The organism is Armatimonadota bacterium (genome assembly GCA_031460175.1).
Lineage (GTDB): Bacteria > Sysuimicrobiota > Sysuimicrobiia > Sysuimicrobiales > Sysuimicrobiaceae > Sysuimicrobium > Sysuimicrobium tengchongense.
The window spans coordinates 211,552-236,732 of the sequence record JAVKGW010000004.1 but is presented as its reverse complement, the minus strand read 5'-3'; the positions used below and the strand labels follow the sequence as shown (position 1 = coordinate 236,732).

33 protein-coding genes are annotated in these 25,181 nt (G+C 69.5%); 27 read left to right on the top strand and 6 right to left on the bottom strand.

The window, feature by feature from the left end; translation table 11 throughout:
- On the bottom strand, window positions 1-462 hold a 462-nt coding region (locus QN206_07675), incomplete at its 3' end, for a hypothetical protein (GenBank protein ID MDR7614692.1).
- Between the two features lie 493 nt (window positions 463-955).
- Here QN206_07675 and QN206_07670 point away from each other — a divergent pair.
- Window positions 956-2,530: a hypothetical protein gene (locus QN206_07670; protein ID MDR7614691.1), complete on the top strand. Its 1,575-nt coding sequence runs from the start codon at window positions 956-958 to the stop codon at window positions 2,528-2,530.
- Between the two features lie 31 nt (window positions 2,531-2,561).
- Here QN206_07670 and QN206_07665 read toward each other — a convergent pair whose 3' ends face one another.
- Window positions 2,562-2,921 carry a hypothetical protein gene (locus tag QN206_07665; protein ID MDR7614690.1) on the bottom strand — a complete coding sequence of 120 codons (360 nt, stop codon included), beginning with the start codon at window positions 2,919-2,921 and terminating at the stop codon, window positions 2,562-2,564.
- Between the two features lie 200 nt (window positions 2,922-3,121).
- Here QN206_07665 and QN206_07660 point away from each other — a divergent pair, with 200 nt between their 5' ends.
- The 3 genes from QN206_07660 (at window position 3,122) to QN206_07650 (ending at window position 6,601) form a co-directional block, all read left to right on the top strand.
- Window positions 3,122-4,669 carry a hypothetical protein gene (locus QN206_07660; protein ID MDR7614689.1) on the top strand — a complete coding sequence of 516 codons (1,548 nt, stop codon included), beginning with the start codon at window positions 3,122-3,124 and terminating at the stop codon, window positions 4,667-4,669.
- Between the two features lie 20 nt (window positions 4,670-4,689).
- Entirely contained in the window at window positions 4,690-6,075 is a 1,386-nt protein-coding gene (locus QN206_07655; protein MDR7614688.1) for a S8 family serine peptidase, read from the top strand.
- 70 nt (window positions 6,076-6,145) lie between these two features.
- On the top strand, window positions 6,146-6,601 hold the full coding sequence (locus QN206_07650) for an OsmC family protein (GenBank protein MDR7614687.1): 456 nt from the start codon (window positions 6,146-6,148) through the stop codon (window positions 6,599-6,601).
- Here QN206_07650 and QN206_07645 read toward each other — a convergent pair.
- Complete coding sequence (locus tag QN206_07645) at window positions 6,588-6,866, bottom strand: metal-sensitive transcriptional regulator (protein ID MDR7614686.1); 279 nt, start codon at window positions 6,864-6,866, stop codon at window positions 6,588-6,590. The genes QN206_07650 and QN206_07645 overlap by 14 nt on opposite strands.
- Window positions 6,866-7,567 (bottom strand): thioredoxin family protein, encoded by a 702-nt coding sequence (locus tag QN206_07640; protein ID MDR7614685.1) that lies wholly within the window; start codon window positions 7,565-7,567, stop codon window positions 6,866-6,868. The genes QN206_07645 and QN206_07640 overlap by 1 nt, the downstream gene beginning before the upstream one ends.
- 130 nt (window positions 7,568-7,697) lie before the next feature.
- Between QN206_07640 and QN206_07635 the strand changes: the two genes are divergently transcribed.
- Window positions 7,698-8,849: a M48 family metallopeptidase gene (locus QN206_07635; protein ID MDR7614684.1), complete on the top strand. Its 1,152-nt coding sequence runs from the start codon at window positions 7,698-7,700 to the stop codon at window positions 8,847-8,849.
- 56 nt (window positions 8,850-8,905) lie between these two features.
- Here the strand turns inward: QN206_07635 and QN206_07630 are convergent, their stop codons facing one another.
- The gene (locus QN206_07630; GenBank protein ID MDR7614683.1) at window positions 8,906-9,079 is read right to left on the bottom strand and encodes a hypothetical protein; all 174 of its coding nucleotides are present in this window, start codon (window positions 9,077-9,079) and stop codon (window positions 8,906-8,908) included.
- A 106-nt stretch (window positions 9,080-9,185) separates the two neighbouring features.
- On the opposite strand from QN206_07630, the gene QN206_07625 reads away from it, so the two are divergent.
- The 14 genes from QN206_07625 (at window position 9,186) to QN206_07560 (ending at window position 17,341) form a co-directional block, all read left to right on the top strand.
- Entirely contained in the window at window positions 9,186-9,809 is a 624-nt protein-coding gene (locus tag QN206_07625) for a Maf family protein (protein MDR7614682.1), read from the top strand.
- Window positions 9,810-9,821: 12 nt separating this feature from the next.
- Entirely contained in the window at window positions 9,822-10,736 is a 915-nt protein-coding gene (gene ftsY / locus QN206_07620) for a signal recognition particle-docking protein FtsY (GenBank protein MDR7614681.1), read from the top strand.
- A 67-nt stretch (window positions 10,737-10,803) separates the two neighbouring features.
- Window positions 10,804-11,172, top strand: a complete 369-nt coding sequence (locus tag QN206_07615) for a sigma factor-like helix-turn-helix DNA-binding protein (GenBank protein ID MDR7614680.1) — start codon at window positions 10,804-10,806, stop codon at window positions 11,170-11,172.
- Window positions 11,169-11,780, top strand: coding sequence for a class I SAM-dependent methyltransferase (locus QN206_07610; protein MDR7614679.1), 612 nt, complete (start codon window positions 11,169-11,171; stop codon window positions 11,778-11,780). The genes QN206_07615 and QN206_07610 overlap by 4 nt, the downstream gene beginning before the upstream one ends.
- Window positions 11,773-13,095, top strand: a complete 1,323-nt coding sequence (gene ffh / locus QN206_07605; GenBank protein ID MDR7614678.1) for a signal recognition particle protein — start codon at window positions 11,773-11,775, stop codon at window positions 13,093-13,095. The genes QN206_07610 and ffh overlap by 8 nt, the downstream gene beginning before the upstream one ends.
- A 28-nt stretch (window positions 13,096-13,123) precedes the next feature.
- Complete coding sequence (gene rpsP, locus QN206_07600; protein ID MDR7614677.1) at window positions 13,124-13,402, top strand: 30S ribosomal protein S16; 279 nt, start codon at window positions 13,124-13,126, stop codon at window positions 13,400-13,402.
- A gap of 2 nt (window positions 13,403-13,404) precedes the next feature.
- Window positions 13,405-13,674, top strand: a complete 270-nt coding sequence (locus tag QN206_07595; protein ID MDR7614676.1) for a KH domain-containing protein — start codon at window positions 13,405-13,407, stop codon at window positions 13,672-13,674.
- Window positions 13,671-14,075, top strand: coding sequence for a YlqD family protein (locus tag QN206_07590; protein ID MDR7614675.1), 405 nt, complete (start codon window positions 13,671-13,673; stop codon window positions 14,073-14,075). Before QN206_07595 ends, QN206_07590 begins: the two co-directional genes overlap by 4 nt.
- Window positions 14,076-14,079: 4 nt before the next feature.
- Complete coding sequence (gene rimM / locus QN206_07585) at window positions 14,080-14,580, top strand: ribosome maturation factor RimM (protein ID MDR7614674.1); 501 nt, start codon at window positions 14,080-14,082, stop codon at window positions 14,578-14,580.
- A gap of 2 nt (window positions 14,581-14,582) precedes the next feature.
- Window positions 14,583-15,326 (top strand): tRNA (guanosine(37)-N1)-methyltransferase TrmD, encoded by a 744-nt coding sequence (trmD, locus tag QN206_07580; protein ID MDR7614673.1) that lies wholly within the window; start codon window positions 14,583-14,585, stop codon window positions 15,324-15,326.
- 26 nt (window positions 15,327-15,352) lie between these two features.
- Window positions 15,353-15,694, top strand: coding sequence for a 50S ribosomal protein L19 (gene rplS / locus QN206_07575; protein ID MDR7614672.1), 342 nt, complete (start codon window positions 15,353-15,355; stop codon window positions 15,692-15,694).
- Between the two features lie 6 nt (window positions 15,695-15,700).
- Complete coding sequence (gene lepB / locus QN206_07570) at window positions 15,701-16,339, top strand: signal peptidase I (protein ID MDR7614671.1); 639 nt, start codon at window positions 15,701-15,703, stop codon at window positions 16,337-16,339.
- Between the two features lie 26 nt (window positions 16,340-16,365).
- Entirely contained in the window at window positions 16,366-16,938 is a 573-nt protein-coding gene (locus tag QN206_07565) for a ribonuclease HII (protein ID MDR7614670.1), read from the top strand.
- Between the two features lie 40 nt (window positions 16,939-16,978).
- Complete coding sequence (locus QN206_07560) at window positions 16,979-17,341, top strand: YraN family protein (protein ID MDR7614669.1); 363 nt, start codon at window positions 16,979-16,981, stop codon at window positions 17,339-17,341.
- Here the strand turns inward: QN206_07560 and QN206_07555 are convergent.
- Entirely contained in the window at window positions 17,338-18,114 is a 777-nt protein-coding gene (locus tag QN206_07555) for a BsuPI-related putative proteinase inhibitor (protein ID MDR7614668.1), read from the bottom strand. The two genes, QN206_07560 and QN206_07555, sit on opposite strands and share 4 nt — an antisense overlap.
- A 226-nt stretch (window positions 18,115-18,340) precedes the next feature.
- On the opposite strand from QN206_07555, the gene QN206_07550 reads away from it, so the two are divergent.
- The 8 genes from QN206_07550 (at window position 18,341) to QN206_07515 (ending at window position 25,177) form a co-directional block, all read left to right on the top strand.
- Window positions 18,341-19,396, top strand: a complete 1,056-nt coding sequence (locus tag QN206_07550) for a zinc-dependent alcohol dehydrogenase family protein (GenBank protein MDR7614667.1) — start codon at window positions 18,341-18,343, stop codon at window positions 19,394-19,396.
- Window positions 19,397-19,523: 127 nt separating this feature from the next.
- Window positions 19,524-20,753 (top strand): amino acid ABC transporter substrate-binding protein, encoded by a 1,230-nt coding sequence (locus QN206_07545; GenBank protein MDR7614666.1) that lies wholly within the window; start codon window positions 19,524-19,526, stop codon window positions 20,751-20,753.
- 109 nt (window positions 20,754-20,862) lie between these two features.
- The gene (locus QN206_07540) at window positions 20,863-21,735 is read left to right on the top strand and encodes a branched-chain amino acid ABC transporter permease (GenBank protein ID MDR7614665.1); all 873 of its coding nucleotides are present in this window, start codon (window positions 20,863-20,865) and stop codon (window positions 21,733-21,735) included.
- A complete protein-coding gene (locus QN206_07535) occupies window positions 21,702-22,676 on the top strand; it encodes a branched-chain amino acid ABC transporter permease (protein ID MDR7614664.1) in 975 nt (324 codons plus the stop codon). The genes QN206_07540 and QN206_07535 overlap by 34 nt, the downstream gene beginning before the upstream one ends.
- A 4-nt stretch (window positions 22,677-22,680) precedes the next feature.
- Window positions 22,681-23,424: an ABC transporter ATP-binding protein gene (locus QN206_07530; GenBank protein MDR7614663.1), complete on the top strand. Its 744-nt coding sequence runs from the start codon at window positions 22,681-22,683 to the stop codon at window positions 23,422-23,424.
- Window positions 23,418-24,122: an ABC transporter ATP-binding protein gene (locus tag QN206_07525; protein MDR7614662.1), complete on the top strand. Its 705-nt coding sequence runs from the start codon at window positions 23,418-23,420 to the stop codon at window positions 24,120-24,122. The genes QN206_07530 and QN206_07525 overlap by 7 nt, the downstream gene beginning before the upstream one ends.
- 40 nt (window positions 24,123-24,162) lie before the next feature.
- The gene (locus QN206_07520; GenBank protein ID MDR7614661.1) at window positions 24,163-24,537 is read left to right on the top strand and encodes a hypothetical protein; all 375 of its coding nucleotides are present in this window, start codon (window positions 24,163-24,165) and stop codon (window positions 24,535-24,537) included.
- A 37-nt stretch (window positions 24,538-24,574) separates the two neighbouring features.
- The gene (locus QN206_07515; protein MDR7614660.1) at window positions 24,575-25,177 is read left to right on the top strand and encodes an SCO family protein; all 603 of its coding nucleotides are present in this window, start codon (window positions 24,575-24,577) and stop codon (window positions 25,175-25,177) included.
- The last annotated feature ends 4 nt before the right edge of the window (window positions 25,178-25,181 follow it).

The following is a 25,181-nucleotide window of genomic DNA, read 5'->3' as shown; positions in this document are numbered from 1 at the left end:
GCCCACGTCCCGCACCAGGGCGCGGACGGTCTCCGTCAGCGCTGCCACCTGTCTCTCGGTTTGCACCTGGGCCGCGCTCAAGGCCTCCAGCTGCTGCTCGGTTCGGGCCTGGGCTTCCGCGAGGCGGGCGACGGTTTCCTCCAGTTTCCCGACGCGTTCCTCGGTTCGGGCCTGGGCCTCCGCGAGGCGGGTGAGGGCCTGTTCCAGGCGGTCCGTGCGCTCCTCCAGCCGCCCCAGCCGCTGCTCGGTCTTGAGCTGGGCTTCGGCCAGTTCCTCCAGCCGCCGCTCGGTTCGGGCCTGGGCCTCCGCGAGGCGGCGCACCTCCTCCGTGAGCTCCCGCATCGCTCTGGGGAGCTGGAGGATCTCGTCGGTGAGCAGCACCCGGCGCAGCTGGTCCCGCCACTCCGGGCGTTCCTGCAGCAGCCTCAGGAGATCCTGGAAGTCCTTGACCGTAAAAGGCATCCCGTCGCGATTTTACCCCAAGCGGTGCAGCCTGGGGTCAGACCCCCTTAACGGCGGAACAGGGCGGCGCCCAGGAGGCCCAGCTGGGCGAGGAGGGCAGTGACGAGGATTCCCGTGAGCCAGGCGAACCACCGGCTGAGCTTCTGGTCCAGGGTGTCGATGTCGTGGCGGAGCTGGGTGTATCCGCCCGAGACTCCTCCACCTCGCCCTCGAGATACGCCACGCGCTCTTCCAGGGTGGGTAGACCCTCTCCTCCGGTGGGCGGCGACCTGCGGAGGCCGGGGCTTCGGTAGGCCGCTGCCTCATTCCTAATGGTACCGCGCTCCAGCGACCGTATCTCCCGTGCTCGAGATCCGGCCTCATACGTAAAAACCGGTTTTAAGGAAGGCTTAAGGGCCGGGTAGGCAGTCTGGTAACCGGCAGATCTCGGAAACAGGGCCGCCGGGGTGCCGAACGCTGCGGCATCCGGGGCTCCGGTAAGGAGGGCAGTGCCATGAAGCGCTGGGTCACCGGGCGGTGTGTGTTGGTCTGCGGGCTGGTTCTCGTCTTCGGATTTCCCGTGGGGGCCGCGGAGCGGGCGACAGACCGGCTACACGGTTTCTCCGTCACCCTGCCGGAGGGCTGGCAGGTGCGGATGGGCCGGTACGGGGTTCTCCTCAGCGACTTCGAGAGCTTCGTCCTCGTCCGGGGAGCCCCGCGCTCAGCCCCAGGTCAGGCCGTGGCTCCCTTCCTGCAGGAAACCCGATACCTGTCCCGCGGCGGTGCCCGGGTTTACTTCAAGGGGGTTCCGGGCGGGCTGCTGGTGGTGGCACAGGGGCTGCGGTACCCGTGGGAGTTTGCCCAGAGCCTCGGCAGGTACACCCTGACCCTCTCAGTCCCTCAGGCCCGGACGTACCTCCAGGGTCTCTCCTACGAAGCTGCGCACCTGCTCCTGGCGGGGGAGCGGGCGGTACTGGCGGTGAGCGTGTACCTGCCCCAGGACCTGGACCGCGCCCGGCGGGCCGCCGTGTTGGGGGTACTGCGGTCCTTCGGGTTTGTGCCCTCTACCCAGCGGGTGCCCTACACCCCGCAGCCCATCTACGATCCGGTGCTGGGGCTTGTGGCCGCTCAGGTGCCCGTCCCCGAGGGCTACGCGTTCCAGGCCGGGGTGGCCCCTCAGGGGAATCTCCGCTTCCCGGCATTTTCCCTCCGGCAGGGCCGCAAGCTGGTGCGGCGGGACGTGGTGCACGTGTGGTCCGGGGGAGTGCAGACCCAGTTCGGCTCCAACGCCCAGACCCGGCTGACGTGGAACGGGAGCGTTTCGGCCGGAAGCGGCCCCACGTGTCTCACCTCCCAGGGACAGCTGCCGCAGCTGGTGCTCCAGCTCTGGCGCGCCGAGACCGGAGCGGGATGGACCCTCGTCCAGGCAGCGCCATGGAGGGAACGGAGCCGGGTGGCCCGCTACCTCCAGAACCTGCAGGAGGCGACGCGGCCCAAGCTGGCGCTGCCGGGCTCGCAGACCTTTGACCTCTCCAGCCGCCTCGTAATGTGGGCGCGGTCCGGCGGGCTATTGCGGCGGGCATGGGTGGAAGCCCGGAGCCTGGGGTACCTCAGCCGGAGCTTTGCCGCGAACTCCTTCAACTGCGAGGTGTACCTGCAGGCGGTCGTGGTCCAGGGCGAGCAGAGGGCGTTCGAGGACGCCCTGGGCGTGAGTTGGGGGGTTCTGCTGGGGATCCAGTGGAATCCGGAGTGGCCGGTGCGGGAAGCGGAGCGCTCACGGGCCATAAGCCGCATGCAGACCGAGATGGTCCTGGAGATGACCCGGAAGAGCCAGGAGTTCAACAGCTGGATGTCACGCTCGTGGACCAACCTCCTCAGCGACCAGACCTACGTGCGGGACCCTGCGACGTCGGAGATCTTCCGAGTGTACAAGCGGTCCTTTGACGAAGGCACGTTCTGGCGCGACCCGGTGTTTGGCGGCATCGTGGGCGGGGTGGAGCGAGGAAGCCGGCTGGAGGAGGTGCTGCAGTCCGGAGGATGGAGGCGGCTGGAGGAATCCCTGAGCGGTGTGCCCGGCACCTGGCGGTAGGCGGTCTGACCCCCAGGGGGTCAGACCGCACCTAGCGGCGGAACAGGGCGGCGCCCAAAAGGCCCAGCTGGGCAAGGAGGGCGGTGACGAGGATTCCCGTGAGCCAGGCGAACCACCGGCTGAACTTCTGGTCCAGGGACCGAATCTCGCCGGCCAGTTCCTCCCGGAAGCGATCCACCTTCTGATCCAGGGCGTCGATGCGGGCGCTGAGTTCCTCGCGGAAGCGGTCCACCTTCTGATCCAGGGCGTCGATGCGGGCGCTGAGTTCTTCGCGGAAGCGGTCCACCTTCTGATCCAGGGCGTGGATGTCGTGGCGGAGCTGGGTGTATCCGCCCGAGAGCTCCTCTACCTTGCCCTCGAGATACGCCACGCGCTCTTCCAGGGTGGGCATGGAAGGTCTCCGCTCCAAGCGTACCGGAGGCCGGAAAGCCTGCCAAGCATCCTTCACGGCCTGCGGGGGTCAGGCAGCGGCTCGCCCTGCGGGGTTCGGGATCTGGGGGCTCGGTGCTCTGGGCGGCTTGCGGAGACGTGACCGGTGGACCGTGAGGACGGCTTAGACTACCCTCTGAACCAGGGTCTGATCCTGTGACGATGCGTCCCGGCGTTCTCTGGATCCTGGCGATCCTGGTGGGGCTCTCCGCGTGCGGGCGGGGTGGGGCTTCCGCCCCTACGCTCGCGGGAGGCCTCTCCGGGTACGTCTTTGCGGGAGCCGGCACGGACGGGAACTTCTCCGGGGAACCCCTTCCCGGAATCCTGGTCCGCTACGAGTCCGGGGGCGAGGTCCGGACGGCGACCACGGACGGAAACGGCTTTTTTGCCGTGGGCCGCACCCCCACCGGCCCCTTCACCCTCCACGTGCTCCCTCCCCTGCAGGTGGCGGCGGCACGGTCGGTGTACGGCGTCAGTCTCGCGGACACGGGCCTTGTCCTGCGGGTTTATCTACCCTTGCGCAGACCGGTGGGCGGTTCCCCGCGCGGAACCGGGAACCGACCGCTCCCCGCGGTGACCGGGATCCTATTGAATCCGGAAGGCTCTGGACAACCCGGGGCCGTGCCGCCGGGCAAAACCCCGGGAGAGCCGGGAACCGTGGGGTTCGTCTGGTGGGGCGCCTACCGGTTCCAGTCCGCCGCTTGCCCCCGCTGCTACTCCACGGTCGCGGGGCCGGACGGCACCTTTGAGATCCAGGGATTCCTAGGTGGGCAGATGCTCGGGCGCACCTTTCCGTTCTTCGCGGGCAACTACGACGGGGTGAGCGCCGAGGGGTCGATCGCCTACTACACCGCCTACGCCTTCCTCCCCGCGGTGGACGCCCTGAGCTCCCGGCCCACGGACCTGGGCCGGGTACGGCTCGTTCCCTCCGCGGGGATTCTCCCGATCCGCTACGACGACACCACCGTAAGCCTCGCGACTAGCTACGGGCCGGGCGGCGTGGTGTACACCTTCGTGCAGATGTACACAGGCCCCGCAGGAGATCCCCTGGAGCTCGCGGAGGTCCTAAACGGCCCTCTTCGCCTCGGCACCGTCCTGCCCGCCCAGTCCGTCCCGGTGCCTCAGATCCCGGAGGCGGAGTCCCGGTACTTCGTCGTTACCAGTTTCGTGCTGGACGGCCGGGCCCGGACCCTGCCGGAGGTGGCCGCCACCCAGGTGTTCCGGATTCCGGGACAGCCCCTGCGGGTGAGTCACCTCCGGCCGCCCCGGATCCTCCGGGTCGAGAGCCACAGCCGCCCCTCGTTTTTCTGGACGCCCAGCCCCGGTGCCACGGTACACGCGGTGGTCGTCCTCGATACCTCCTACTCGGAGGTGTGGACGGGAATCCTGGACGGGGAGGGGAATACCGCCACGCTTCCTCTGGACCTCCGATCGGGGTCGTACCGGGTGTTCGTGTTCGCGAGCGACGCCCTCCGGCCCGCCGATCTCGTGGCCGCGGGCCGGATGCCCCCTCTGCTCAGGGCCCTCCGGGACCTGGGACCTTTGAGCATTCCAGGAACCGATGTGCGGGCAGTCGGCGAGGCCCTCCGGCCCCTCCGCACCGCGCTGGCGGCAGGCGATCGCGGGCACCTCCTCTCCGTGGGGACCGCTTCCGCCTCCCGTGCGGTGCGGGAGGCGGTGAGCGAGCCTCAGGAGTTCGGGGTGCCGTGAGGAGCCGATTCTTAGGTGTCGTGGGAGCCGTGCTCCTGCTGGCCGCGTGCGGGTCAGGGCCGGTCCTCAGGCCCTCCGGCCCCCCGCCCGAGATCGTCCCGGGGGAGATTCTCGTCAGGTACCGCGCGGAATCCGCGATCGCCCGTCTGGCCGCGGTGCGGGGTGCGTCCGTGGTGCGGACCGGGAGCTTCTCCCTCCCCGTCGGGGTTTACCGCCTCGCCCTGGTCCGGGTACCGGCCGGAGAGGAGGCGGCGTACATCGCGCGCCTCCGGCAGCTGCCGGAGGTGGTGTACGCGGACTACAACTACCGGGTGCGCCGGGTGGAGGCCCGCCCGGAAAGCCTTTCCGTGCGGGGCCTGCAGGGGTACCGAAGCGGCGTTCTGGACTGGGCCGGCATCGCGGATCCCAAGCTGCGGGAGTGCGACCCCGCCTTCGAGGTGCAGCGGCTGAACGGAGAGGTCTCCCGGTGCACGGATTGGGATCGGAGCGCTTCCTGGCAGTGGAACCTCTGGCGGATCCGGGCTCCCCAGGCCTGGCGGCTCGCGGACGGGGAGGGGGTGCTGGTGGCCGTGGTGGACGAGGGCGTGGACCTCCTGCACCCGGAGTTCGCCGGCCGGCTGGTGCTCCCCCGGGAGGGCTGCCCCACGGATCCCGTGGACGGGGACTTCGACCCTGGGGATTCCGGGGGGCACGGAACCCACGTGGCCGGGATCGTGGCCGCGGCTCCGGACGGCCGGGGGATCGTGGGGATCGCCCCCCGCGCGCGGATCCTGCCCATCCGGGCCCTCGGCCCCACGGGCGGCACCACCTTCACCGTGGTATCCGGGGTCCTCTGCGCGGCGGAGCACGGGGCCGCGGTGCTGAACGGCTCATGGGGTGGGGTCGCGTACTCCGAGGCGGAACTGGACGCCCTGCGGGCCGTGGTGGCCTCCGGGGTCCTCGTGGTGCTCGCCGCGGGCAACCTCCACGACGCCGGCAACCCCAAGGTCTACCCCGCGGCCTTCGCGGAGGACCTCCCGGGCGTCGTCGCGGTGGGCGCCACCACCCCCACGGACGCCATCGCCTCCTTCTCCTCCTCGGGCCGGTGGGTCACCCTGGCGGCCCCCGGGACCACCATCTACTCCACCCTCCCCACAGCCCAGGGCTCCTACGGATTCCTCCAGGGCACCTCCATGGCCGCGCCGCACGTGGCGGGGGTGGCCGCCCTGCTGCGCTCCCGGAACCCGTGGCTTGCGCCCGCCCGGGTGCGGTCCGTGCTCCAGGCCGCCGCCTTCGCCCCTTGCCCGGAATACCCAAGGCCGGATTGGAATCAATCCGGCTCGTGCGGCGGATCCCGGATGGGCCCTGGGGCCTACGGATACGGCATCGTGGACGCGTGGGCCGCGCTCTCCACGGGATCGAGGTAGCGTTCTCCCGGAAGGCCCGATATACTCTAGGGGGTATAGTATTCGCTCGGGGGCGGGAAGGAGGTCGTGGATGTCCGAGGAGATGCGGGTTCAGGTGCGGCTGGAGCAGGAAGGCCGGTACCGGTTCCGGGTGGATCTGGGGCGGCCGGACTGGAATCTCGTGGTGGACGAACCCCCGCCCCTTGGGGAAGGGGCGGGCCCAAACCCCGCGCGGCTTCTGGCCACCGCGGTGGGGCACTGCCTGGGGAGTAGCCTCCAGTACTGCCTGGAGCGGGCAAGGGTGTCGGGGACGGAGCTCTCCGCCACCGTGGAGGTGGAGGTTCGCCGCAACGAGCGGGGTCGGTGGCGGGTGGCGGGAATGCGGGCCGAGCTGGATCTGTCCCGTGTGCGGGAGGACCAGAAGGACGCTCTGGCCCGGTGCCTGGCGCTCTTCGAGGACTTCTGCATCATCACCGCGAGCGTCCGGCAGGGCATCCCCGTGGCGGTGGGGATCCGGGTGAACGGGGAACGGATCAGCGGAACGTGAGGAAGGCGCGCTGGAGCTGCCGGAGTGCCCGCTGCGCCTCGGGTTTCCCCCGGAGCTCCATTCGCAGGCACTCCTCTAGCCCGGCGCTCAGCAGGTCCATGGCCGCCCGGTCCAGGGCCGCCCGAACCGCGGCCATCTGCTGCATCACCTCCGCGCAGTCCCGTCCCTCCAGCAGCATGCGCTGGAGACCCCGCACCTGACCCTCCACCCGCCGCAGCCGCCCCACCAGGGAGTTCACCACTTCCTGGTTGACCCGCAGGGCCATCACGGACCTCCGGAGACCGTGGAGGTGTGCCCGATCTGGGCGGCGGTCAGTACGTACCGCACGAACTCCTCTTCCCCCCGTGCGCCCTCGAAGCCCCACCGGTCGTTCATCACCACCTTCGGCACCCCCCGGACCCCGTATCGCTCCGCGAGGTCCGGGAACTCCACGACCTCGATCACCTCCGCCCGGATCCTCGGGGACTCCTGGGCCATGGCGTGCGCGAGCCGGGCCACCCGGGGACAGTAGGGGCAGGTGGGCGTGACGAATACCAGGATCCGGACGTCCCGGGGGAGCGCCGCCAGGGCCTTGCGGCTCTCCGGCCGCAGCCCGCTGTCCCCGCGGCTTTGGGCCACGATCCCCTCCACCAGCACCGCGAACTCCAGCCCTGAGGGGATCCCGTAATAGCGGGCCCGGGCCTCTCCGTCCGTCCCGAAGAGGATGGCGGGTACCCGGTGCACGTCCAGGGCCCGGGCCTCCTCCGCGTTCGTGAGGAGGCTCGCGACCCGGAGGTGGATGCGGGGGTCGAGAGCCGCCACCTCCTCCAGCAGCCGCTGGGTGGCCTCACAGGTCTCGCAGTCCATCCCGGGAACCGCAAGCCCGGAGGGAGAGCTGGTGAAGAGCGTGAGCGCCACGTCTCCCACCAGGTCCCGTTCGAACCGCCGCCGGAGCGCTTCCCGATCCGTAGGCGTCAGCAACCCCATGGCCATCCCTCCCAATACAGTACTCCGTAGGGTATATTGCCCTGGCCCGGGACGGACGTCAAGGGCGGTGGAGGCCCGGGGGTTGCGGAGCCCGTGGCACCGGGGAGCATAACAGAGGGGGAGGTGCGGGATGGGACGCGGGTGGTGGATCCCTCGAATCTTCCTGGGGCTCACGAGCGTGGCGTTGGCTTGCGCGCTCGTGGGGGCTCCCGTTTCGGCCCAGCTGAGCATTCCAGAACCGCAGGAGCTGGCCCTGGGCCGGGCGGTGGCTGCCCAGCTCATCGCGGAGTACGGGTTGGTGGGCGATGCGGGTTGGCTGGGGTTCCTGGAGGGGTTACGGGACCGCCTGCTCCCCTTCTCGGGCCGCCCCGGGATCCCCTACCAGATGGGGATCCTGAACCACCCGGTGCCCAACGCGGCGAGCACGCCGGGGTGGGTCTTCGTCACCGCGGGATTGGTGCGCCTGAACCCGGAGGTGGACGCGTGGGCCTTCGTCCTCGCGCACGAGATCGCCCACATCGCCCGCCGGCACATGGCCCAGCACATCGCCCGGGCCCAGGCGGGACAGCTGGCGAGCATCCTGGTGGCCGTCCTCACGGGAAGCCGCGCCGCGGGAGACGTGATGCGGCTCCTGGTGCAGCTCGCCGCCCTGGGATTCTCCCGGGATCTGGAGGTGGAGGCGGATCGGGAGGCCCTGCGGATGCTGGTGGAGGCGGGGTTCGATCCGGAAGCCGCGGCCCGCACCCTCCTGTGGTTCAACGAGGTGACGGGCCGCCGGCAGGAACGCACCCACTGGACGGGCACCCACCCGGGGTTTGTGGACCGCGTGGCGGCGGTGCGGCGGGCGTACGAGGAGTTCGGGACGCGGGGACTGCCGCTTCGGGTGCGGCACTTCCGGATCCGGCAGGAAGCGGGATCCGTGGCGCTGCGGCCGGAACGGCTGGTGGAGGTCCGGGACGCCTGGATTCTCCATCTCGTCGCGGAGAACCGGGGGGAGCGGCCGGCCGCGGTGCAGACCATGAGTGCGGTGCTGGTGGGTCCGGACGGGGAGCTCGGCGTTCGGTTCCTGCGCTCCACGTTCCCGGGGGAGGTCCCCGCCCAGGGCCGAGCGGCGGGAGTGCTGGTGTTCGAGAAGCGCTCCTCCCGATGGCCGGAGGCCCTGGTGGTTCCCGTGCGGGTAGGGGAAGAGCGTCTGGAGGTCCGGGTGGACCTCACCTCCGGCGGTCCCTACACTCCGCCTTCTGTCCCGGGTCCGCTCCCTAGACCCCCTGTCCTCCCGTAGCCCCTCCGCGGGCGAAGGGGGCCGCGGGGCCCGGGCCCCGCGGCCCGCCAGAAGGACTAGTCTCCCGCCTCCCGCATGAAGCGCTGGAGGGCTTCCACGAGGGCCTGGAGGTGCTTCACGACGTCCTTGGTGCTCGGGTACTCCCCCAGGTTCTGCAGCTCCTTCTGGATGCGCAGGAGCTCCCGGTAGCAGGTGGCCGCGGCGTCCCTCACAACCGTTCGCGTGGCCATACCATCACCTCCTCCCGTCGGGATTTCGGCTATGAAGGCCGCCCTCTCCATGATGCGCCCTTCCTGCAATCCCCCGCACGCCCTCCACCCGGTACACTAGGGAACCGTGAGCCCCAGTCGGAACCCTACCGTCCGCAGGCCGCGGATCGTGCTGGCCTCCACCTCGCCCCAGCGCCGGGCCATCCTGCGGCAGCTGGGAATCCCCTTCGTGGTGATCCCGCCCCAGTACGAGGAGGAGGATTCCGGGCCGGACCCCGTGGCCATGGTGCGGGCGCACGCCCGGGGGAAGGCCCGGTCGGTCTTCCCGAAGGCCCGGGGACGTCCGGTCCTGGGCGTGGACACCACCGTGGTGCTGGAAGGCCGCGTCTACGGGAAGCCCGCGACCCCAGGCGAGGCGGAGCGGATGCTCCGGGATCTCGCGGGTCGCACGCATCTGGTGATCTCCGGCCTGTACCTGGGGACCCCCGGGTGGGAGGAGCTGCACCACGAGATCACCTACGTCACCTTCCGGGCGTTCGGGATGCGGGAGCTGGAGGCGTACGTGGCCACGGGGGAGTGGGAAGGCCGGGCAGGGGGATACGCCATCCAGGGCCGGGGAGCGGCCCTGGTAGAGCGCATCGAGGGAGACTACCTGAACGTGGTGGGACTCCCCGCGGCGCTCCTGGTGCGGGTGCTGAGCCGCCGCTTCCCCGGGGTGTACGGGTTCGGGGAGCCCGGGGCGGTGTGGTAGAATCGGGCGGCCATGGAGACGCGGGTCGGGTTCTTGCAGCGGTTGCGGGATGGCCTCCGGCGGACGCGACAGGCCCTCGCGGAGCACCTGGAGAGCCTGCTCACCGGGCCGCCGGACGAGCGCTTCTTCGAGGGCCTCGAGGAGGCCCTCCTGAGGGCGGACGTGGGGCCGGATCTCGCGGAGGAGATCACCCGGGAGGTGCGGCGACAGGCCCTCGCGGGACTTCACCGGCCCCAGGACCTCCGCCGGGCCCTCCGGGCCATCCTCCTGGACCAGCTGGGAGAGCCAGAGCCCCTGCGCCTCGAACCGCCGCCCGCGGTGGTGCTCGTCCTCGGGGTGAACGGCTCGGGGAAGACCACCACCGTGGGCAAGTTGGCCCACCACCTCGTCCGGGAGGGCCGTCGGGTCCTGGTGGCCGCCGCGGATACCTTCCGGGCCGCGGCCATCGACCAGCTGGAGACCTGGACCCAGCGCGCCGGGGTTCCCCTGGTGCGGCACCGGGAGGGATCGGACCCCGCCGCGGTGGTCTTCGACGCCCTCCAGGCCCTGCGGGCCCGGCCCTACGACGTGCTGCTGGTGGACACCGCGGGCCGGCTGCACACCAAGGTGAACCTCATGGAGGAGCTGCGGAAGATCCGGAGGATGGTGGACCGGCATCTGCCGGAGGGGACCGTGGAGGCATTGCTGGTGCTGGATGCCACCACGGGCCAGAACGCCCTCGCGCAGGCCCACCTCTTCCGGGAGGCGGTGGGCGTGAGCGGGATCGCGCTCGCCAAGCTGGACAGCTCCGCCAAGGGGGGCGTGGTGCTGGCCATCCGGCGGGAACTGGGCATCCCCGTGAAGCTGGTGGGCACGGGCGAGCGCATGGAGGACCTGAGCCCCTTCGACCCCGAGGCCTTCGTGGAGGCCCTCCTCCCGGAGGCTTGAGCCTCCGGGATCCCCGTGCTATCTTGTAAAGGAAAAACCCTTTACAGGTGTGAGGTGAGGAAGGGAGATGGAGCGTTTGCTGGCGGATCGGTTCACCGTGATCCGCCTGTTCGACCTGTACGCGCGGCTGCTTACGCCGCGCCAGCAGCAGCTCGTCCGGATGTACTTCCACGAGGACATGTCCCTGGCGGAGATCGCGGAGTACTTCGGGGTGACCCGACAGGCCATCCACGACAGCCTGCGGCGGTCCCTCGCGGAACTGTACCGGTACGAGGACCTCTTGGGGCTCGCCCACCAGGCGCGCAGCTCGGAGCGCCGGAAGGTGGAGGTCCTGCGGCAGCTGGATCGCCTGGAAGAGGAGGTGCGGGCCCTGGAGGGAAGCCCCCGGGTGGAGCAGATGCTCGCGTGCATCCAGCGGGTGAGGGATCTCCTGTGAGGGAGCACTACTTCGCCCCCGCCCCCGCGGTCCGGTCCCAGCCCCGGGAGGTGCGCTTCCGGTTCGGGGGTCGGCTTTTCGTGTTCGAGACGGATCGGGGCGTGTTCAGTCACGGGGCCGTGGATCGGGGAACGCGGCTTTTGCTGGAGGCCCTGGAGGTTCGGCCGGAGGACGAGATCCTGGACGTGGGATGCGGGTACGGGGTGGTGGGCCTCGTGGCGGCGGCTCAGGCACCTCAGGGCCACGCGATCCTGGTGGACATCAACGAGCGGGCGGTGGCCCTTGCCCGCGGGAACGCCCGGCGCAACGGCATCCAAAACGTGGAGGTCCTGTGGGGCAACCTCTACGAGCCCGTGGGGGATCGTACCTTCGACCTCATCGCCACGAACCCGCCCATCCGGGCGGGCCGGACGGTGGTCCGGGCCCTCATCGAGGGAGCCCGGACACACCTGAGGCCGGGCGGACGGTTCTACCTCGTGGCCCGCACCGCGCAGGGCGCCCGCACCCTCGGCCGCCTCATCGGGCAGGTGTTTGGGAACGTGGCGGAGGTGGAACGGGGCGGCGGGTACCGGGTGTACCGGGCCGTGCGGGAGGGCAGGGATGTTTGAGAGCTTGCGGGATCGGCTGCAGGAGGTCTTCCGCAAGGTGTCCGGCCGTGGGGTCCTGCGGGCGGAGGATGTGGACGCCGCGCTTCGGGAAGTGCGGCGGGCGCTGCTGGAGGCGGACGTCCACTTCCAGGTGGCCCGGGATTTCGTGGCCCGCGTCCGGGAGAAGGCCGTGGGCCGGGAGGTGTGGAAGCACCTAAATCCCTCCCAGCAGGTGATCCAGATCGTGTACGAGGAGCTCGTGGGGCTGCTGGGAGGTGAGCACCGGGAGCTCCGCCCGGCGCCCAGGCCCCCCACCGTGGTCCTCCTCTGCGGCCTCCAGGGAAGCGGCAAGACCACGCAGGTGGCCAAGCTGGGGAATTACCTCCGGAGGAAGGGGCGTCGTCCGCTGCTCGTGGCCGCGGACCTGCAGCGGCCCGCCGCGGTGAAGCAGTTGGAGGTGGTGGGTCAGGCCGCGGGAGTTCCCGTGTTCACCCTGCAGAGCCGGGATCCCGTGGAGGTGGTGCAAGGGGCCCTGGAGCACGCCCGCAGGGAAGGACACGACTGGGTGCTGGTGGACACCGCGGGCCGGCTGCACGTGGACGAGGCGATGATGGAGGAGCTGCGGCGGGTGCGGGAGGCGGCGCACCCGCATCACGTGCTCCTGGTGGTGGATGCCATGACGGGGCAGGAGGCCCTGGCCGTGGCCCAGCAGTTCAACGCGCAGATCGGGATCGACGGGATCATCCTCACGAAGATGGACGGCGACGCCCGGGGCGGGGCCGCCCTCTCCGTGGTCTCCGTGACCGGAAAACCCATCCTGTTCGTGGGCACGGGCGAGAAGGTCGAGGCCCTGGAACCCTTCTACCCCGACCGCATGGCCTCCCGGATCCTGGGGATGGGGGATGTGCTGACCCTCATCGAGCGGGCCCGGGAGGCCGTGAGCGCAGAGCGGGCGGAGGAGCTGCAGCGCAAGCTCCGGCGGGCGGAGTTCACCCTGGAGGACTTCCGCCAGCAGCTCCGGGAAGTGCGGAAGATGGGGCCGCTCAGCAGTCTGGTGGAGATGATCCCGGGGCTCGCGCAGGTGCGGGGATTCCGGGAGGAGCTGGACGAGCGGGAGATGGTGCGGTTCGAGGCCATCCTCAACTCCATGACCCCTCAGGAGCGGCGCGACCCCTCCATCCTGAACGGCAGCCGCAAGCGCCGCATTGCCCGGGGGAGCGGGACCACGGTGCAGGACGTGAACCGGCTCCTCCGGCAGTTCGAGGAAACCAAGCGCATGATCCGGCAGCTGGAGGCCGCGGGCCGCCGCATGGGCAAGTGGAAGTGGCCGTTCTGAAGGCAAAAATCGTATCGGGAGGGAGAAGGTGGCGGTCAAGATCCGTCTCATGCGCATGGGCAAGCGACACGAGCCGTTCTTCCGACTGGTGGTGGCCGATAGCCGCGCACCCCGCAACGGCAAGTACATCGAGGCCATCGGCTACTACAACCCCCGCACGGAGCCCAGCACCATCCACGTGAGCACGGAGAAGGCCCTGGAGTGGCTCTCCAAGGGGGCCCAGCCCTCGGACGCGGCCCGGGTGTTGCTGGAGAAGGCGGGGGTCTGGCGCCTCTGGCAGGAGCAGAAGCGCCGCAAGGCGTCCTAGCCATGGCGACAGCGCCCACGAGGCCGTCCGGGGGAGATGTGCGGGGGCTTGTGGAGTATGTGGTGCGGGGACTGGTGGACCACCCGGAAGCCGTCCGGGTGGAGCAGACGGAGGGGGGGAGGGTGGTCCGGGTGCACGTGGCCCCGGAGGACCGGGGGAAGGTCATCGGACGCAACGGACGGGTGATCCAGGCCCTGCGAGCCCTGGCCCGGGTGGCCGCCCGCGGGGCAGGAGGCGTACAGGTGGAGATCGCGGAGGAGAACCGGCCATGAACTCCATTACCCTGATCCGACCCGTGGTGGTGAAGGCCATTGTCACGGAGACCTTCAAGGAGAATTACAAGCGGGATCTGCAAGAGGCCCTCCGGGGCGTGGAGGACCTCATCGCCCGCATCGACTCCCAGATCCGCCGCCTGGAGCTGGAGCGGCAGATCACGCCCCAGAATCGGGTGGTGCGGCAGCAGCTGGAGGTGGAGCGGTCCCGCCAGGAGGCCCTGCGGGCGGAGCTCCTGGAGCGGCTGCGGGAGGCGGAGCGGCTGGAGCTCAACACGGAGTTCCCTCAGACCACGGTGGACGCCCAGGTGGAGGTCCGGGTGGGCGACAACCTCTTCCACAAGCTGGGCCGGGCGGAGATCCTCGTGAAGGACGGCATCGTGATGGAGATCCGCCTGTGACGGGATGCGAACCCTGCGCATCGGTACCATCACCCGCCCCCACGGCCTCCGGGGGGAGGTCCGGGTGTTGCCCGACACGGACTTCCCGGATCGATTCCAGGCCCTGCGGCGGGTCCTCGTGGCGGGGCCGGAGGGCGAGGTGCCCTACGAGGTGGAATCCGTCCGGCCGCATGGCCGGTTCTTCTTGGTGAAGCTCCGGGGCGTGGAGGACCGGGAGGCCGCGGAGGCCCTCCGGGGCCGGGAGCTGCGCATTCCCGGGGAGGAGGCAACCCCCCTCCCGGAAGGGACGTACTACGTGGCGGACATCCTGGGCCTGGAGGTGCGGACCGAGGATGGGGAGGTCCTGGGATGGGTGCGGGAGGTCCTCCGCACGGGCGCCAACGACGTGTACGTGGTGGCGGGGAATCGGGAGATCCTCCTGCCCGCCATCGAGGAGGTCGTCCGGGAGGTGAACCTGGAGGCGCGTTGCATGGTGGTGCGGCTCCTGCCGGGGCTGGTGGACTGAAGATGCGGGTGGACATCGTCACCATCTTTCCCGAAATTTTCCTGCCCCTCCGGGTGGGAGTCCTGGGGCGGGCCCAGGAGCGGGGACGGGTGCGGATCGAGGTGTGGAACCTCCGGGACTTCGCCTCGGATCGGCACCGCACCGTGGACGACTACCCTTACGGGGGCGGGCCGGGAATGGTGATGAAGCCCGAGCCCTTCTTCGCCGCGGTGGAGGCCATCGAGCGGGCTGCGGGGGGACGCGGCCGCGTCCTCCTCACCTCCCCGCAGGGCCGGCGCTTCGACCAGCGGATGGCGCAGGAGCTGAGCCGGGAGCCGCACCTGGTGATCCTGTGCGGCCGGTACGAGGGCGTGGACGAGCGGGTGGTGGTGGGGCTCCCCGCGGAGGAGGTGTCCATCGGCGACTACGTGCTCACGGGCGGGGAGCTGGCGGCCATGGTCATCGTGGATGCCACCGCGCGGCTCGTGCCGGGAGTGGTGGGAGACGAGGGGTCCGTGCGGGAGGAGTCCTTCATGACGGGGATCCTGGACCACCCCCACTACACCCGGCCCGCGGAGTTCCGGGGGATGCGGGTGCCGGAGGTGCTGCTGAAGGGCAACCACGCGGCCATCGCCCGGTGGCGGCGGAAGGAGGCCCTCCGACGTACCCTGCTGCGCCGGCCGGACCTGCTGCGCACCGCGGAACTGGGACCCGAGGACCGGGCGCTCCTCCGGGAGATCGAGGAGGAACTGGGGATCCGGGTATAATCGAGAAGATTGCGGAGGAAGCGGCCATGGACAAGATCCATCTCGTGGAGCAGCCTCACCTGAAGCCGGAGATTCCGGAGTTCTGGCCGGGCGACACCGTCCGCGTGCATACCCGGGTGCGGGAGGGCGGCCGGGAACGGGTTCAGGTGTTCGAGGGGGTGGTGATCGCCCGCCGGGGCGGGGGATTGCGGGAGACCTTCACGGTGCGCCGGGTCTCCCACGGCGTGGGCGTGGAGCGCATCTTCCCCTTACACTCCCCCAACATCGTGCGCATCGAGGTGGTGCGCCGCGGGCAGGTTCGCCGGGCCAAGCTGTACTACCTGCGGGAGAAGGTGGGGAAGGCGACCCGCATCAAGGAGAAGCGGTAGCGTGGGGTGGCCGTGCACCTGGCCCTGCTCCGCAATGAGATGAGCATTCCGGTTCTGATCCTCCTCGTGGCCGCGGTCCTGATGGTGTTGCGGCTCGCGCTCCGGGATCTCGTCCTCTTCCCCCAAACCCTGCGCCGCGCGATCCTCGAAACCCTGGACGCGGCCCTGTTCGCGGTGGTCCTCGCCTTCTTCATCATCACCTTCGTGGTCCAGGCCTTCTTCATCCCCTCGGGCTCCATGGAGCCCACCCTCCAGATCGGCGATCGGATTCTGGTGGCGAAGTTCTACTACCGCCTCGCCCCCATCCGGCGGGGGGACGTGATCGTCTTCCGGTATCCCCTCAACCCCGGGAAGGACTTCGTGAAGCGGGTGGTGGGCGTGGCGGGCGATCGGGTGGAACTGCGGCGGGGGGTGGTGTACGTGAACGGGAAGCCCCACCCCGAGCTCACTCCCCCCAACGGGGACCAGACCTGCGCCCAGAGTTACGGGCCCAAGACGGTGACCGAGGGGCACCTCTTCGTGCTGGGGGACAACCGGTGCAACAGCGAGGACAGCCGGTTCTTCGGCCTCGTGCCCGTGCGGAACGTGGTGGGCCGGGCGCTGGTGATCTACTGGCCGCCGCATCGCATCGGCCTCGTGCGCTGACCCGGGACCTCGGGCGGCTGGAGCGGATGCTCCGCCGCCAGGGATACAGGCTCATCGCGGGTGTGGACGAGGCGGGTTGTGGGCCGCTGGCAGGTCCCGTGGTGGCCGCCGCGGTCCTGGGGGATCGTCCCCTCCGGATTCCGGGGCTTCAGGACAGCAAGCGGCTCTCCGCCGACCGCCGGGAGGCTCTGGCGGCGCGGATCCGGGAGGAAGCGGTGGCCTGGGCCGTGGGCGTGGCCACCGTGGAGGAGATCGATGCGCTCAACATCCGGGCCGCGGCCCGCCTGGCTCAGCTCCGGGCGGTGGCTGCCCTCCCCGAACCCCCTCACCTCGTGCTCGTGGACGGACCCTGGCGGATCCCCCTGGAGCTGCCCCAGCGGCCCGTGGTGGATGGGGACGCCCGGGTGGCCCTCATCGCCGCGGCCAGCATCCTGGCCAAGGTGGAGCGGGATCGCATCATGGTGGACCTGGACGCCCGCTACCCCGGTTACGGGTTCGCCCGGCACAAGGGATACCCCACCCGTGAGCACCTCCAGGCCCTCGCACGCCTGGGTCCCTGTCCCGCCCATCGGCGGTCCTTCCGCCCTCTCCGGGGGTAAGGCGCGTAAAATTCCCGCCTTGCCCCGTTCGATCCCCGGGATGAACCGGAGGCGGATCGGCTCACGAGCGGAGGAGGCCGCGGCGGAGGTCCTGCGGCGGGCAGGGTACCGCATCCTCGACCGGAACGTCCGGTTCCCCTTCGGGGAGCTGGATCTGGTGTGCGAGAAGGAGGGGGTCGTGGTGTTCGTGGAGGTCAAGGCCCGGTCCGGGACGGTCCTGGGACATCCCTTCGAGGCGGTCACACCCCGCAAGCAGAGGCAGGTTGGCCGGCTTGCCCTCGCCTACCTGCAGGGGAGGGGGTTGGGGAATTGTCCCTGCCGGTTCGATGTGGTGGCGGTGCACCTGGACCCCGAAGGGCATCCCGTGCAGGTAGAAGTCCTGCAGGATGCCTTCCGCCTCTAGGGCCCGGGCGGCCTCCGGTCCGGGAAGTCCCGACGGGGCACGAGCACGTAGTGGGGCACCGCCCACTCCACGATGGCCGCCCGGTTTAGGGCCGCGACCTTCTCCGCGACCTGATACGGCTCCAAGACCCGCACCACGTAGGTTCGACCGTCCGGTTCCACGGAGGCCACCCGGAGGTCCTGATCCCGAAGCAGCCGCTCGATCTGCTCCGCGGTTGCCCACGGGAAGAACCGCACGCGGATCATCCCCGGTACGAACACCTTCCGGAAGGGTTCTGGCGGGCCTGGGACGAGCCCCCCGCCCCGCAGGCCGGAGGGGACGATCTCGATGGTGACCCGCGGTGTCACGGCTCCCGGCGGCGTCCCTCCGGGGAAGGGACGGGGAGGGAAGAGGCCTTCCACCACGTACCGGCCCGGGGGCACGGGTCGGCCCTCGTTGTCCACCTGCGTCCACGTTTCCCGTTCGATGCGGACTTCTCCGGGCTGCAGCACCAGGGTGCCGAGGACCTGGGCGAATACCCGGTCGTGGGACCACTGCCAGACCACGGTTCCGTCCGGCCTCAGGACCCGGAAGTCATACCGCTGGGTTGTGCTGAACTCGAACGTCACGGGCCGAAATCCGCGGTTGTGTACCCGGAGCTCCATCCGTACGGGCTCGCCCTGCCCGTACCGGGCCCGGTCCGTCAAAACCCCGACCTCCACGCTCCCGATCCGCACCCACTGCACGGGACCCGAGGCTAGCACCGCCATGAGCACGACGAGAAAGGCCCGCATGGGATCCTCCCGACCGTCCCTTTAAGGTACGGGAAAGTCGCCGTGGGAGTTCTCGATAGATTTACACCAAGTCCAACCCGCGGAAACGTCTAGACAACGCCGCTTGGGCCTTTTCATCTCCCCGCGTCCCTTTTGCCCGACCGGGAGGAAGAGATCTCAGAAGCATCGAATATGCCCTCCCAAGGCAAGGGGCCTTGGTTTAAGCCGCGATGGGGAGGGATGCCCGATGAAGGCGGCGCAGATGGTGGAGCAACGCAAGCCTCTGGTCGTCCGGGAAGTTCCTGATCCGCGACCCGGACCCCAGGACGCGGTGCTCCGGGTGGAGGCGTGCGGGATCTGCCGGAGCGACTGGCACGCGTGGATGGGAGACTGGACGTGGATCGGCTTCCGGCCGCAACTCCCCCTCACACTGGGGCACGAGCTGGCGGGCGTGGTGGTGGAGGTCGGCTCGGAAGTGCGGCGGACAAAGGTAGGAGAACGGGTGACGGTCCCCTTCCACCTCGGCTGTTCGTACTGCTCGTACTGCCTCAGCGGGCGGCCGAACCTCTGCGACAACCTCCAGATGGTGGGATTCTCCTTCGACGGGGGCTATGCCCAGTACGTCCGCATTCCCAACGCGGACTTCAACCTCATCCGCCTGCCGGAAGCGGTGGACTTCGTAACCGCGGCCGCCCTGGGGTGTCGGTACATGACCGCTTATCACGCGGTGCTGCACCGAGGACGGGTGCGGGCGGGGGAGTGGGTGGCGGTGCATGGAGTTGGGGGAGTAGGGCTCAGCGCGGTGCAGATCGCGAACGCCGCAGGGGCCCGGGTGGTGGCCGTGGACGTGGACGAGGAGAAGCTCGCGCGGGCCCGCCAGGAGGGCGCGGTGGCCACCGTCAATGCCCGGCAGCAGAACGTCCCGGAGGCGATCCGGGAGATCACGGGCGGAGGGGCCCACCTTTCCGTGGACGCCCTGGGGATCCGGGAGACCATCCAGAACTCCATCTTCTCCCTGCGCAAGGGAGGTCGCCACGTGCAGGTGGGTCTCACCACGCAGGCGGAGCAGGGGATGGTGGCCCTGCCCACGGACATGATGGTGGGGATGGAGCTGGAATTCTACGGGAGCGTGGGGAACCCCCATCCCCAGTACGCGGGCCTGCTGGGCCTCGTGGAGCAGGGCAAGTTGAACCCGAGGAAACTGGTCGGTCGGACGATCTCCCTGGAAGAGGTGAACGAGGTCCTGCAGTCCATGACGGAGTTCCGCACCCTGGGGTTCACGGTGATCACACGGTTCCAGTAAGGTTGCGGAAAGATGGGATCCCTCGGGAGGGGAGGTGGGAGGCGGCTCGTGCGTTCAAGCGCACAACCTCGTGGTCGCCCGCTTTGATTCCAAGACGAGAAGACAGAATCCAGAGGGGGTGGTCGGAATGCGATCCGGGAAGCTGTGGTGGACGGGCCTGACCCTGGCCATCGCGGGGTGCCTTGCCTTGGGACTCGCGGCGGGGTGGACCGCTCCACGGAAGGAGGCCATTCTCATGGGCGTGGCCTTCGCCCTCTCCGGTCCCCTCGCCGTGGTCACGAACTCCACCGTCGGACCCGTGTACGACATGTGGGTGAAGGAGGTGAACGCGCGGGGGGGGATCCGGGTCTCGGAGTTCGGCCGGCGCCTTCCCATCCGGTTCATCAAGTACGACGATAAGTCCGACCTGGGAACCGCCACCCGGCTGCTGGAAAAGTTGATCCTGGAGGACCGGGTGGACATCGTCTTCCCGCCCATCAGCACCGCGTTCCTGTACGCCGCGGCTCCCATCGCGAACAAGTACCGGAAGGTCCTGATCGGAGGGCCCGGAGGGGCGGCGAAGCTCGAGGAGATCATGCCGAACCTGCCGTACTTCTTCCAGGTCCTGAACTACTCCCGTAGTCAGATGCCTGTCCTGGCCGCCGTCCTGCGGGAGCTGGGACTCCGGACCGTGGCCATCATCCACCACGAGGATCTCCACGGGGTGGAGTACAAGGACGTGGCCCTGCCGGAGTTCCGGAAAGCCGGGTTACAGGTGGCCTTTGTGAAGAGCTTCCCCATGGACATCAAGGACATGGCGCCCCTGATCAAGGAGGCTCTCGGGGCCCGGGTGGATGCCCTGGTGGCGTTCGCCTATCCGGATCAGACCTTCCTGCTGACCCGACAGGCCATCGAGCTGGATGCCAACTTCAAGGCCATCTTCTCCTCTGTGGGCGTGAACCTGGGGGGCTTCCGGGACGCCTTCGGCGTGGATGTGGTGGAAGGGATGATGGGGGGCGGCGCGTGGAATGCGAAGAGCGGGCGAGGGGCTCGGCGGTTCATCGAACTGTACAAGAAGCACTTCAACACGGAGCCTCCGGACTGGTGGGGCCAGCTGTACTACTACGCCTCCCTGGAGCACCTCCAGCAGGCCATCGAGGCCGCGGGAACCCTGGATAATACGAGAATCCGGGACGTGCTGGCCACGGAGACCTTCAACACCGTGGTGGGGCCGTTCAAGTACGACCGGGATCGGCAGTTCCGGGGGCACCTGGGCCAGATCGGCCAGTGGCAGAAGGGGATCTTCGAGGTGGTGGACCCCGGGAAGAACCGGACCGCGAAGCCGATCCTGAAGCCGGCCTGGCCGAAGAAGCGATAAGACCGGTCGGCCACGGCGCGGTTCAGAGAAGCTTCGAAAGCGGGGCCGGCGGCGGCTCCGGCTGGCGCCGGCCCCGCTCGTTCCAGTGAGGAACGCTTGAGAGACGGGGATGGAGCTGAACCGGGTTTTGGACATCGTCCTCGGCGGGGTGATGTTGGGTGGGATCTACGGCTTGGTGTCCCTGGGCCTGAACCTCCAGTACGGGGTGGCCCGGGTGCTGAACGTGGCCCACGGGGAATTCGCCACCCTCGGTGCCTTCCTCACGTGGTGGCTGTACGTCCGTGCGGGGATGAGCCCCTTCGTGGGATTGGCGGCCGCCCTCGGGCTGAGCTTCGGGTTGGGGTGGGCGTTGTACCGATTGGTCTTCGCCCGCCTCCAGCGGCTCGTGCGGTCCCTGGAGGCCTTTGAGGCCGCATGCATGCTCACCTCCTTCGGGATCCTCTTCGTGATCCAGAACGTTGTCATCCTGGCGTGGGGCGCAGACGTCCGGAGCTACTCGTACCTGCCGGGCGCGGTACGGTTGGGGGAGCTGGTGCTCCCGGTCAACCGGATCATCATCTTCGGGGTTTCCGTGGGGCTGGGAGGGCTCTTCTATGCCCTGTTAAAGCGAACCCGGATCGGAAAAGCCATCCGGGCCGCGGCCCAGGATCGATCCGGGGCGGCCAGCGTGGGCGTGGACGTGCAGAACGTCCTGGGCATCTGCTTCGCCCTGGGCACGGGGGCCGCGGGCGCCGCGGGTTCCCTCATCAGCATGGTCTACAGCATCCACCCCATCATGGGCTTCGAGTACACGGTGATCGCCATCATCGTGGTGGTGCTGGGGGGACTGGGGAACATTCCGGGGAGCCTTCTCGGAGGGGTCCTGCTCGGGGTGGTGGGGACCGCGGTCACCTACTGGCAGCCGGGGCTCGCGGTGGTGGCCTACTACTTCCTCTTCGTGGTCCTGTTATGGTGGAGACCAAAGGGCTTGTTGGCAGCCTGATCCGAAGCGGAACCACGCTCCGGACCGCGGCCCTGGTGGCGGTGGCCGCGGCCCTGGTGGGTGCCCCCTGGTACCTCCCCGCGTACTCTCTGGTGTTCCTGAGCAACCTGGGCATGTACGTGGTGCTGACCGTGAGCTGGATGCTGTTCGCGGGCACCACGGGCTACATCTCCTTGGCCTCCGCGGTGTTCTTCGGGCTCGGCGTGTACGCCGCGGTCCTGTGGCGTACCTCTCTGGGATTCTGGACGGCTGTCCTGCTGGGAGGACTGATCAGCAGCGCGGCGGCGGCGGGGATGGGCGTGGTCACCCTCCGGTTGCGGGGGGCGTACTTCAGCATGTTCACCCTGGGAGCGGTGGAGCTGGCCACCTCCGCCACCCGGTGGGGGGAGGCGCATTTCTTCGGCCGGGTGGGGCGCATCGTGCTGCCCGTGGGACAGGAGGTCATCTACTACGCCATGCTGGCCCTCCTCGGACTGCTGTTCGCCGCCTGGGAGCTGGTCCAGCGGTCGAAGTTGGGGATGGCCCTGCGGTGCATCGGGGAGGACGAGGAGGCCGCGGCGCACATCGGGATCCCCACCACCCGGGTGAAGGTGGTCGGCTTCTCCCTGAGCGCTGTCTTCATGGGGTGTGCGGGAGCGATCATGGCCACCCGGTGGACGTACGTGGACCCCCGCATCGCCTTCAACCTGCAGCTGTCCTTCATCCCCGTGCTCATCGCGGTGTTCACCGGGAGCCGACGTCCGTACGGGGCGGCGTTGGGAGCGGTGCTCTTCGTGGCGCTGGAGGACTTCCTGATCACCCGGCTCCCCTACCACTACATGCTGCTTTTCGGCCTCGTGATGGTGGCGGTCATGCTGTACAGCCCCGGAGGAGTGACGGCGTTCGTGAGCCGGTGGTGGGAGCAGGTCCTGGCATGGGCCGGGGGGAGAGGAGGGCGGTGACGGAGTGACCGCGGCCTTCCTGGAGGGTCGAGGCCTCGTCAAGCGGTTCGGGGGCGTGATGGCCCTGGCGGGGGTTTCCTTCGAGGTGGAGGAGGGGGAGGTGGTGGGGATCATCGGCCCCAATGGGGCCGGGAAGACCACCCTGTTCAACGTGGTGACCGGAGCGGTGGCCGCGGACCAGGGGCAGCTGTGGTTTAGGGGGCGACCGATTCTGGGGCTCGGGCCGGATCGGATCTACCGGCTCGGCATCGCCCGGACCTTCCAGACCGTGCGGGTATTCCGCGGGATGACGGTGTTCGAGAACGTGCTGGCGGGCGCGTGGTTCGGCCCGGATTCGGGGCGGACACGGTCCGAGGCGGAGCGCCATGCCTGGTGGGCCCTGGAAACCGTGGGGCTGCGGAACCTGGCGGGCACGGTGGCCGGAGACCTGCAGATCGTGTACCAGAAACGGGTGGAGCTCGCGAGGGCCCTTGCAGGGAAGCCCCGGGTGCTCCTCCTGGACGAACTCATGGCGGGCCTCACCGCCCGGGAGGTGGAGGAGGCCGTGGCCCTCCTCCGCCGGCTGCAGGGGGAGGGCATGACCGTGGTCCTCATCGAGCACGTCCTGCGGGCGGTGATGCGGGCGTGTAACCGGGTCATGGTCCTGCACCAGGGGAAGAAAATCGCGGAGGGGCGGCCGGAGGAAGTGGTCCGGCACCCCGAGGTCATCGAGGTGTATCTCGGGAGCGGGGCGAGCGCGGGATGCTGAGCGTGGAGCGCGTGTGTGCGGGATACGGGAGGGTGCAGGTGGTGTGGGAGGTGTCCCTCCGGGTGAGCGAGGGGGAGGTGGTGGCCATCCTCGGCCCCAACGGGGCCGGAAAGACGACCCTCCTCAATGCCATCACGGGACATCTCCGGCCCATGGCAGGCCGGATCGTCTTCCGGGGAGAGCCCATCACGGGCAGGGAACCGCATCGGATCGCGGAGATGGGGATCGCGTACGTGCCGCAGGGAGGCGGGCTGTTCCCGGAGATGACGGTGCGGGAGAATCTGGAGATGGGGGCGTTCTCCCCTTCCGCGTGGAAGACCCGGCGGGATCGTCTCGAGTGGGTGTTCCAGCTGTTCCCCGTGCTGAAGGACCGCCAGCGGCAGCTGGTGCGGAGCCTCAGCGGAGGGGAACGACAGATGACGGCCGTCGCCCGGGCCCTCATGGGGCGCCCGCAACTGCTCATCCTGGACGAGGTCAGTTGGGGGCTCGCTCCCCGGGTGGTGGCGGAGGTGTTCCGGTTGATCCGACGGCTGCGGGCAGATGGCGTCACGGTGCTGCTGGTGGAGCAGAGCGTCCAGCAGGCCCTGGAGACCGCGGACCGGGCGTACGTGATGGAGAACGGGCGGGTCGTCCTGGAGGGAACCCGGGAGGAGTTGCTGGACAGCGAACTCATCCGGACCGCCTACCTCGGACTCTGACGTCGGGCCCAAAGTCGCCGTGCTACACTATCCCTGAGCCATGGCGGGTTGGGCCCTCCGGGCGATGGGGGTTGTGGTGAGCCTGGCCGCGCTGGGACCCCTGGTGGACCCGCACGGCCACGACCCCTACCACGCCCACGTGGTCCTCGGTGGAGATCCCGAAACTCGACAGCGCCTCGTCCATCCCCACGGCCCGCACCCTGCTTCCCATGCGCATGGGCCTTTTGTGATCAGCCTCCGGGCCCTGGAACCCGCCTCCGCGGCGACGCTGCATCTGGTGGGCGGGGTAGGGGTCGCAGGGGTCTTGGGGGAAGTCCCGGTCCCCGCGGTTTCCCGTTCCCATGGGGTCTGGAATTTCCTGCCTCCTTACGACGTCTTCCTGAACCCTCCTGAGCCGCCCCCCAGGAGCGCCTGATCCGATCGGAGCAACCCGTTTTCCGGGAGGGGGTCTTATGGCGCGCAGCTTCGTGGTGTTGGCGTGCCTGCTGGTGGCCGCGTGTCAGAGCGCACCGCAATTCCGCGGGGAGGTGGTGGACCCGCCTCGACCGGTGCCGGACCTCGTGGCCCGGGACCACCGGGGCCGGCTGTTCCGGACCGCAGATCAGCGGGGATCCGTGGTGGTGTACTTCTTCGGGTACACCCACTGCCCGGATGTGTGTCCGGGGACCCTGGCCAAGTGGAAGCGGGCGCAGGAGAAGTTGGGGGAGGATGCCCGGAGAATCCGGTGGGTGTTCGTGACCGTGGATCCCGAGCGGGATACCGCGCGGAAGGTGGGGGAGTACCTGGGGCTGTTTAGCCCGGAGTTCGTGGGGCTTGTGGGGACCGAGGAGTCCCTGCGGCCTTTCTACCGGGCCTTTGGGGTCCTGTACGAGAAGGTGCCCCAGCCGGACAGTGCCGTGGGGTACCTGGTGGGGCACACCGCGTTCGTGCCCGTGGTGGACGCCCTGGGACGCTGGCGGCTGCGGTTCAACTTCGGGACCTCCGTGGAGGACTACGTCCACGACCTGCGGCTGCTGGTGCGGGAGGCACGGAGAACCCAGCGGGCCGGGAGGTGAACGG